Raw genomic sequence first — 9000 nt, forward strand, 5'->3', positions numbered from 1 at the left:
ATCAGTGCTCCTCGAGCTGGTTGCCGAGAGGCGTGAACAGGCGCTCGCCCGACTCCGGGTCGAACAGCTCGACGGTGCCGGTGAGCACGTCGACGTACTGGTAGGACTGGCGGGACTTGCGCCCGCGGCGCTCCTCCACCTCGACGATGAACACGGACGGGTGGACGGTCTTGATGCAGCCCATGCGCTCGACGACGCGCGTGCGGCCCATGTTGGCCTTCACCTTGACGCGCTGGCCGATCATGCCGTTCAGCTTCTCATGGATCTCGTCAACGTGGTTGACTTCCATCTCCCCCATTGCGCCTCCTATGGATGATGGGGCTAAAAAGCGCTTCCGCGGTGCACGGCCGCGATGCACAGAGTGCCCCCAACGTAGCGATAAAGCTTACAGAGTATAGCAAGCGGCGGAAGGAAATGCACGTCACCGCGGTAGAGTGCGCGAGAGGACGGGCGGGCGACACGGGCAAGACCCGCAGGCGCCCGGCCGCTGGGTGCGGCGGGGCACGGGCGCGCCGCCCCGCGGGCATCGCCGCCGGGCGGGGCGCCCCCTACAGCAGGTCGGTGTCGAGCATCACGGTGAAGGGGCCGTCGTTCACGAGCCCCACCTGCATATCGGCGGCGAAGGTGCCGGTCTCGACCCGCCCCGTGTCGCGGCGTACGAGCTCGCAGAAGTACTCGTACAGCTCGCGCGCGAGCGCGGGGTCGCCGGCGTCCGTGAACGAGGGCCGGCGGCCGCGCCGGCAGTCGGCGTACAGCGTGAACTGCGAGACCACGAGCACCTCCCCGTCGACGTCGGCGAGGGACAGGTTGGTCTTGCCGTCCGCGTCCTCGTTGATGCGCAGGTCGCGCAGCTTCGCCCACAGCCGGTCGGCGTCCTCGCGCGCGTCCTCGTGCCCCACGCCCAGAAGCACCAGGTACCCGCGGCCGATCGAGGCGGTCACCTCGCCCGCTATCTCGACGCTCGCGCGGCGCACCCGCTGGACGAGCGCCCTCATGCCAGCTCGCCCGAGAGCTTCGCGGAGAGCTGCTGCAGCGCGTGGAAGCGATGGCTGATGGCGTTCTTCTCCTCGGGCTCGAGCTCCGCCATGGTCCTGCCCGGGGTGTCGTCGGGCAGGAACAGCGGGTCGTAGCCGAAGCCGTGCCCGCCGCGGCCCGCGAAGCCGATCGAGCCCTCGCAGAACCCCTCGCCGTAGGTCACCAGGCCGTCGACGTCGATGAGCGCCACGACGCTCACGAAGCGCGCGGTGCGCTCGCCCTGCGGCACGTCCGCCAGCTTCTCGAGCAGCTTGGCGTTGTTGGCTGCGTCGTCCCCGTGGACGCCGGCGTAGCGCGCCGAGTACACGCCCGGCTCGCCGTCGAGCGCATCGACCGCGAGCCCGGAGTCGTCCGCGATCGCCGGCAGCCCGGTCGCCTCGACCGCCGCCTCGGCCTTGATGAGGGCGTTGTCCAGAAACGTCGTCCCCGTCTCCTCGGGGTCGTCGAAATCCCCCAGCTGACCGAGGGCGACGAAGGTCACATCCGGCAGGACCCGGGACAGGATGTCGCGGATCTCGGTGAGCTTGTGCAGGTTGCCGGTGGCCACCACGATGGTGCGCGCCGGGTCGAGCGCGTCGATGTCGATCTTCTCAAGCGCCATGTTCGGCTCCTCTCATCCCCATGCGGGGCCCTGCCGGAACAAGGGCGCCGCGCCCGCGGAACCGTCTTCCGCGGCTGCGGCGGCACCCACCCCGGCCAGCGCCCCCTATTCGTCGTCGCGGAACGCCGTGATCTGATTCTGGAGGTCGACGAGCTGGCGGATGCCGGCATCCCCCAGGTCGAGCAGGCGGGTCAGGCGCCCGCGGTCGAACGGGGTGCGCTCGCCGGTGCCCTGCAGCTCCACGATCTGACCGGTGTCGGTCGCCACGAGGTTCATGTCGACCTCGGCATGGCTGTCCTCGACATAGTCGAGGTCGAGCAGCTCCGCGCCGTCGACCACGCCCATCGACACCGCGGCCACCTGCCCGGTGAGCGGCAGGCGCGCGATCTTGCCCGCGTCGACCCACGCCATGAGCGCGTCGTGCAGCGCGACCCAGGCGCCGGTGACGCTCGCGGTGCGCGTCCCGCCGTCGGCCTGGAGCACGTCACAGTCGACGGTGACGGTGTACTCGCCGAGGGCGCGCAGGTTGGTCACGGTGCGCAGGCTGCGGCCGATCAGGCGCTCGATCTCCATCGAGCGGCCCTTCCGCGCGCCCGTCTCGCGCTTGGAGCGGCGGTTGGTCGACGCCGGGAGCATCGCATACTCGGCGGTGACCCACCCCGCGCGGCTCGCGCGGCGCCACGCCGGGAGCCCCTCCTCGATGGTGGCGGCGCACAGCACCCTCGTGTCGCCGAACTCGACGAGGCACGAGCCGAGCGCGTGCTTCATCACCTCGCGCGTGAGCTTGACGGGGCGCATCGCGTCGGCCGCGCGGCCGTTCGCGCGCTTGATCTCGATCTGTTCCATGGCGTCCGTTCTCCTTGCCTTGCGCCCCGGCATGCGCCGGGGCGGGTTGCGCATCGCGTTCCAGTGTAGCGGGTCCGCCCGGCGGGCGGGCGCGGCCGCGCGGGCCTACCGTCCCCCGCGGGTCCGCCCGACCCGGCGGGGCCGTGCGGGCGCTAGCAGCGGTCGAGCTCGTCGAGGCCGATGTGCTCGATGCTCTTCAGCGGCTGGCCGAAGATGAAGCTGCCCGCAGCGGCGAACTCCGCGATGTTGTCCGAGGTCGTGGCGAACCGGTGCTGCGGCTCGACGTCCTCGCCGGCGAGCTGCTCCCGGCGGCACAGGATGTCGGTGAGCTCGCGGGTGGTCTCCTCGGCCGACGACACCACCCGCACGCCCGGCCCGAGCGCATGGCGGATGGGGCCGACGAGCAGCGGGAAGTGCGTGCACCCCAGCACGACCGTGTCCACCTGCGCGCCCGATTCCACGAGCGGCAGCAGCGTGCGCTCGACCTCCGCACGGTTCTCGGGCGTGTCGAACACGTCGCCGTCCTGCAGCCAGCGCTCCTGGAGGTGCGCGCCGGTCGCGAGCTCGCGCTCGACGATCTCGACGAAGCTCGGGGCAGGGCAGCCGTAGACCGACACGCCCGCATCGAGCGCCTTGATCGCGCGGGTGTAGGCGCCCGTGCGCACCGTGAGCGGCGTGGCCAGCACGCCCACGCGGCGCGTCCGGGTGCTGTTGATGGCCGCCCGTGCGCCGGGCGCGATGACGCCGATCACGGGCACGGGGAGCATCTGCTGGGCGAGGCGCAGGCCGGCCGCCGTGGCCGTGTTGCAGGCGATGATCATGATCTTGATGTCGCGCTCCGCCAGCCAGCGGCCCGCCTGCATCACGAAGGAGCGCACCTCGTCCTCCGTGCGCGTGCCGTAGGGGCAGCGCTTGGTGTCGCCCAGGTAGTAGATCGACTCGTGCGGCAGCGCCATCGCGATCGAGCGCGCTACCGTGAGGCCGCCCAGGCCCGAGTCGAACACGCCGATCGGGCGGTCGTTCTCCCGGTTCCCCATCGTCATCCCCTCCCTAACCGCGCGCCGCGAGCACGCAGCGCATCGCCTGCACCCAGCCGTCCACGATCCGCCCGCGCGTGACGAAGGCGTTGCCGTGGCTTTCCAGGAACGTCTCGGCGGACGGGTTCTTGAGGCCGTTCTCCACGAGGAAGAAGGTCGCGCAGAAGTCCGCCATCAGGAAGTCCGAGGCCGCATCGCCGATGGCGAGGGTCTCGGACAGGTCGATGCCGCGCAGCTCGCAGAAGCGCTCGATGCCGCGGCCCTTGTTGAGCCCGCGCGGCATGATGTTGAACGCGCGGCCCTTGACGCCCTCCGGCAGCTTCAGCGTGGTCGGCGCGGAGATGTAGTTGAGATAGCCGTTGTCGCCCCAGTCGAGCTCGGCGCCCGAGCGGCGGATGATGTCCCAGGCCTCCTCGTCGGGGATCTCGCCGCGCAGGCCGACGGTGACCTCGCGGTGCTTGTAGCCGGTCGACATGTCGTTGTGGTACTCGAGCAGCCCCGGCCAGCGGTCGGAGAACTCGTCCAGGATGCCCGTCGCCTCGATGCACTCGTGCGGCGAGTACCCCCAGATGGGGTTGAACGGCATGTCCGCGGTGAAGTACTCCCAGCGCGAATCCCCCCGGTCGAGCATGAGCAGGCCGCCCATCTCGCCGATGTAGGAGTTGAGGCCGAGCAGGCGCGTGTCCTCGTGCAGCATGGAGCGGTTGCGCCCCGAGCACGGGATCACCTCGATGCCCGCGCGCTTGAGCTCGACGAGCACGGTGACGAAGTCGAGGCTCGGCTCGCCCGCGGCGTCCGCCAGCGCGCACGAGCCGGGTGCGAGCATCGTCCCGTCGAGGTCGGTGAACACGTAGCGCACCCGGGCGAGGCGCTCGCGCAGCTCGCCCGAGGGGACGTCGGGCAGCACGGTGTGGGGCATGGGCACTCCTTTACACGCCGGGGCGACGCAGGGCGCGTGCACGCGGACGGGCGGCGGGGCGCCGCGGGCCGGGCACGGGCGCCGGCGCGCCGGGGACCGCTTGGTTGCGCACCCATTGTAGCCGCACGGCGGGGACGGGCCAAACGCGGGACCCGGATGATGGCGAGGAGGTGGACGGGACCGCGGGGCGCGGGACCGCACCGCCTCGCGGCGCCTAACGGCGCCGGCGCCTGATCGCCAGCGCGATGCCCGCGGCCGCGCAGACGGCGCCGGCTCCCCCCGCCGCGAGGACGGCGGCCGGCATGCCGTCGCCGGTCCGGGCCAGGATACCGGGCTCGCGTGCGGAGCCCGACGGATCGTCCGCATCGCCCGAGCTCCCATCCTGATCGGGAACCTCCGGGGCCTCCGGGTCCACGGGGGTATCCGGGTCTACGGGGGCATCCGGGTCTCCGGGAGTATCCGGGTCCCCGGGGTCGTCCGCGGCGGCGACCGGCTCGGTCATCGCGTAGCCGAGCGCCTCGGCGCCGTCTCCCCCGTCGGACGCCGCATCGCCCGCCGGCGCGCCCGCCGGCCCCGGGAGCTCGCCCATGGGCCAGCTCAGGGCGAGCCACGACCCGTCGTCCATCCAGACCCCCTGGACGGGCGCGTTGGCGATCACGCGGCCGACAGGCTCGCCGCCCACGGCCCCGTCGGAGGAGGCGGCGAACAGGACGGTCTCGAGCGGGGTATAGCCCGAGCCCTGCGCCTGGAAGCCGGTGACGGCGAGAGACCCGTCGCCGGCGAGCCTCACCCGGCTGAAGAAGGTCGACCCGGCGCCCGGCGCGGACGCCGCACCGGCCACGTCGACGGATCCCGTGAGCGCGCCCTCGGCGTCGAACACCGTCACCCGGGCCCCGGACTCCTCCCATCCCGCACCGCTCGCGCGCCCGAGCAGCGCCACGCGCCCGCCGCGCGCGTCGGCGTCCACGAGCTCCGTGATGCCGGCATCCTCCAGCTCGCGGACCTCGCCCGCCCCGAGCGCGTCGGTGACGGGCGCCGCCCCGAGCGCCGCGTCCTCGGTCCCGGACCCCGCCGCGCGCAGCGCCCGCGCCAGGTCCTCGCCGGAAACCATCATGAACCGCGAGGTCATCGCCTGCGGGTCGAAGCGCTCCCAGACCACGGTCCCGTCCCCGGCGGCCGCGGCGGCGGTCGCATCGAGGACCCCGAACGTCATCTCGGGGCCGTCCGGCCCCTCCTCGACCAGTGCCGCGAGCGTCCCGGCGAGCAGCAGGACGCCGTCGCCCGCGCGCATGGGAACGGGCGCGTCGAACGAGCGGATGGAACCGGCGTCCGCCGCCTCCCCGCTCCCGAGGTCGGCCAGCAGCACCCGCGCGCCCTCCCCGCCCATGAGCACGAGGGCCGCGCGGTCCCCGCCGAGCGCGCACGCCTCGATCCGGGTGCACGCCTCCACCTGCGGATAGGCGCCGCCGAGCTCGAGGCTGCGCTCCGCCGTCCCGTCCTCGGCGACGAGCTGCGCCGTGATGCGGTCGCCCTGCAGGGCGAACACGGCCCGCGCGTCCCCGTCGAGCTCGATCGGCTCGCTCACGACGCAGGCGGCGTCCGCCGCGCGCTCGATGTCGTACTCCCCGCTCCGCGCGATCCGGGCGACCTCGCCCGCGGCCACGGGCACCCGGGTCTCGGGCGACGCCGTCTCCTCGCCCGCGCCGTCCGCGCCGATCGAGAACTGCCCCGCGGGGAACACGACCTCGCAGACGGAATCGGGGCCGATGACGGTCGGGTCGAGGCGCGTCTCGACCTCGACCCGCGTGCCCTCCGCCCTGAGCGCGGCGGGATAGACCCGCCCGTCGATGACGACCGTCGGGTTCTCCATGAGCGAGGCGCGCACGGAGACCGACGCCTCGAACACCAGGGTGCCGGCGTTGTAGAGCGCCTGGCCGTCGACGGGCTCGAGCGCGAAGTCCGGCGTGTCGGGCTCGTCCAAGCCGCTGTGCGACACGGTGAGGGTCCCGGCATCGTCGCCGCACGCGTCGACGCGCACCCCGATGCCCGTGTACCCGAAGTTCGCGGCCTCGAAGAAGTTGGTCGAGGGATGGGTGTCGGGGGTCACCTCGTCGCCCTCCCGCAACATGCAGCCGTACTCGCCCGAGGCCGCGCCGCAGATGACATCGCCGCTCCCGGGCACGTGCATCTCGTCCATATCCGGGTCGATGAGCTCGATGAGCTGGTTGTTCACGGACCCGTACAGATTGCTGTGGATGAAGTCGAACCCTCCGTCGGTGAGCTCGGCCATGACGCGGTACATCCTGAAGCCGTTCGGGATGGCCTGCGGCTCCGCGTCCTCCGACACCGGGGGGAGGCACAGGCTCTGGTTGCCGGCGAACGTGTCGTACTGAAGCACGTAGTAGTCGGAGAACATACCCTCGTACTCGTTGGAGAGCACGATGATGCCGCCGGTCCGGGCGGGGTCGTCGTCCGTGTAGGTGGCAAGGCTGAGCTGCAGCGCCGAGGTGCCGTCGCCCCCCGGCGACACGCGCTCGACGACCTCGGCGCCGCGGCTCATCACGATGCCCGTGCTCGAGGCCTCGACGCGCGTGACCTCGTCCTCGTCGAGCCAGCCGAGCAGCCACTTGGAGAACCCGTTGTGGTCGCCCACGTTGTCCATCATCATGTCCGACCCCATGATGCCGGAGGGCCAGAAGGCGCCGCCGGTCTGGGTGGACGCGCTGTAGTAATCGGGCAGGCCCAGGACGTGCCCCGTCTCGTGGATGACGGTCGCCGCGGCGAAGGGGTCGTCCGACGGAAGGTGCAGGGTGACGACCTTGCTCGGCTTCACGCCGTCGAACGCCGTGCCCGTATCGCCCCAGGTCTGCGTGATGCTCCACCACGTCGACATCCAGCCGGTATCCCCTCCCGCGAAGTGCAGGTAGACGGCGTCGATGTAGCCGTCGGCGTTCGCATCGTAGTCGCTGTAGTCGATCTGCGCGTCGAGGGCGCTCATGGCCTCGGCGAACAGGGCGAGGACATCGTCGTCGTAGTGGCTGCGCGCATGGAGCGCGGTGTAGTCGAACGCGTCGCCCGAAATCGACAGCTTGCCGTACGACGAGCGACGGTAGTAGGAGGACAGGTCCTCGTAGGGGAACGAGCCCCCTCCCCCGTCGATGAGGGCGTCGAGCGCCTCGAGCGTATCGCCCTGCTCGAAGTCGAGGGCGGGCTCGTCGCCCTCCGCCGGGAAGGAGACACGCAGGGCGAGCACGCGGGCCTCGCCCTCGGTCGCCATGCCGCCGCGCCAGAAGATGGGCACGTTGCTCGAGCTGTGGGCGGTGGGCGCGGAATCGTCCCCCGCATCGCGCTCGACGGCGCGCGCCACGAGCGCTGGGTCGGGCTGGTCGAGGTCCAGCGCCTCGGCGAACTCCAGGCGCTCGTCGAGTGTGCCGTCCGCCTCGTAGGCCTCGCGCTGCGCCTCGGTGAGCTGGCAGGGAGAGGCGGCGGCGGGGCGGGCGGGCGCGAGCGCGAAGGCGCCGGCGACCAGCGCCGTCGCGACGAGACGGCGTACGTTCGCGGGGATGATGCGGATCGGATCGAGGGGCATGGTGCCTCCTTGTCGGCAAGCCGGTTGCTCGGTCCATTGTGGCAGATTCCGGCCGTTTGCAAACGACCCACGTCGGTCAAACGGCGCGGACGCCCCGCGCCGGCCCGCGAGCGCCCCACCGGCTGGCTTCATCCCCGTTTTCCGCTATACTGTTCCATCACGGGCGATTGGCGCAACGGTTAGCGCAGGTGCTTTACACGCACAAGGCTGGGGGTTCGAATCCCTCATCGCCCACCCCAGAAATTGTCAACGGTGCCGCCCCGGCACCGTTTTCGTTTCGTGCCCCCTGCACAGGGATTCGAACCCCGTTGGGGGCGCGGAGCTTGGGAGATGCGCGAGCATCTCCCAGCGAAGCGCGCAAGGGCCCGGAGGGCCCGCAGCGGGAGGCCGCGCCCCGCGCGGCCGACATCCCTCATCGCCCACCCCAGAATGGTCGACGGTGCCGCCCCGGCACCGTTTTCGTTTCGTGCCCCCTGCACAGGGGGATCCGACCCTCATCGGGAGCATGGGGCGTATGAGCTGCGGGGGCGTTCGCCGCGCGCCGAGGGCGCCGACGGCGCCCTCGGCGGGTGATTCAAGTGCGCGGCCGTTCGTTTTCCAGGAGCTGGCGCAGAATCGCCGTTTGGGGGAAGCCCATCCCCGCGAACGGGCCCCTGCCGCCGCGATTCGGTCTAGCCAAGGCGCTCCCAGGCACGCGCAGCGGCAACTGGAGCGCCAGACACATGGTACAGGGAACATTTTCCGCTTTTCGACACCTGAGATCGCGCCGAACCGAGCCCCCGTCATCGCTTCGACGAGCTCTCCCTCAGCCCTCCTATCCCCAAACGGTGATTATCTGCCATGATCGCGAACGCGAACGAAAAACACACGCTGTCGGGCTCGACGAAGGCCCCCAAAAGGTCCCCCGGATTGCCGCGCGACAGGCCGCCCCGCCCTCACCATCCCGTCTCAAGGCAGCGGCGGCCCCCCGCCC

Annotated in this window: 7 protein-coding genes and 1 tRNA gene; 1 reads left to right on the top strand and 7 read right to left on the bottom strand. The window is 71.7% G+C overall.

Going from position 1 to position 9000, the window contains the following annotated elements; genetic code table 11:
* Position 1 precedes the first annotated feature (1 nt).
* From PHA29_RS02495 to PHA29_RS02525, 7 genes are all read right to left on the bottom strand, one after another.
* Positions 2–298: a Veg family protein gene (locus tag PHA29_RS02495; RefSeq protein ID WP_270403217.1), complete on the bottom strand. Its 297-nt coding sequence runs from the start codon at positions 296–298 to the stop codon at positions 2–4.
* 250 nt (positions 299–548) lie between these two features.
* Positions 549–995 carry a D-aminoacyl-tRNA deacylase gene (gene dtd, locus PHA29_RS02500; protein WP_270403219.1) on the bottom strand — a complete coding sequence of 149 codons (447 nt, stop codon included), beginning with the start codon at positions 993–995 and terminating at the stop codon, positions 549–551.
* The gene (gene rdgB / locus PHA29_RS02505) at positions 992–1636 is read right to left on the bottom strand and encodes an RdgB/HAM1 family non-canonical purine NTP pyrophosphatase (RefSeq protein ID WP_270847909.1); all 645 of its coding nucleotides are present in this window, start codon (positions 1634–1636) and stop codon (positions 992–994) included. Before rdgB ends, dtd begins: the two co-directional genes overlap by 4 nt.
* A gap of 105 nt (positions 1637–1741) precedes the next feature.
* Positions 1742–2482, bottom strand: coding sequence for a ribonuclease PH (rph, locus tag PHA29_RS02510; protein ID WP_270847911.1), 741 nt, complete (start codon positions 2480–2482; stop codon positions 1742–1744).
* A gap of 152 nt (positions 2483–2634) precedes the next feature.
* On the bottom strand, positions 2635–3519 hold the full coding sequence (gene murI, locus PHA29_RS02515; RefSeq protein ID WP_408612015.1) for a glutamate racemase: 885 nt from the start codon (positions 3517–3519) through the stop codon (positions 2635–2637).
* A gap of 13 nt (positions 3520–3532) precedes the next feature.
* A complete protein-coding gene (locus PHA29_RS02520) occupies positions 3533–4438 on the bottom strand; it encodes an HAD family hydrolase (RefSeq protein WP_270403225.1) in 906 nt (301 codons plus the stop codon).
* 214 nt (positions 4439–4652) lie between these two features.
* Positions 4653–8027, bottom strand: coding sequence for a hypothetical protein (locus tag PHA29_RS02525; RefSeq protein WP_270847913.1), 3375 nt, complete (start codon positions 8025–8027; stop codon positions 4653–4655).
* A gap of 161 nt (positions 8028–8188) precedes the next feature.
* On the opposite strand from PHA29_RS02525, the gene PHA29_RS02530 reads away from it, so the two are divergent.
* Positions 8189–8261: transfer RNA gene (locus PHA29_RS02530), tRNA-Val, on the top strand.
* Positions 8262–9000: the final 739 nt, after the last annotated feature.

The sequence above is a fragment of the Candidatus Collinsella stercoripullorum genome, from assembly GCF_027669965.1.
GTDB classification, from domain to species: Bacteria; Actinomycetota; Coriobacteriia; order Coriobacteriales; family Coriobacteriaceae; genus Collinsella; species Collinsella stercoripullorum.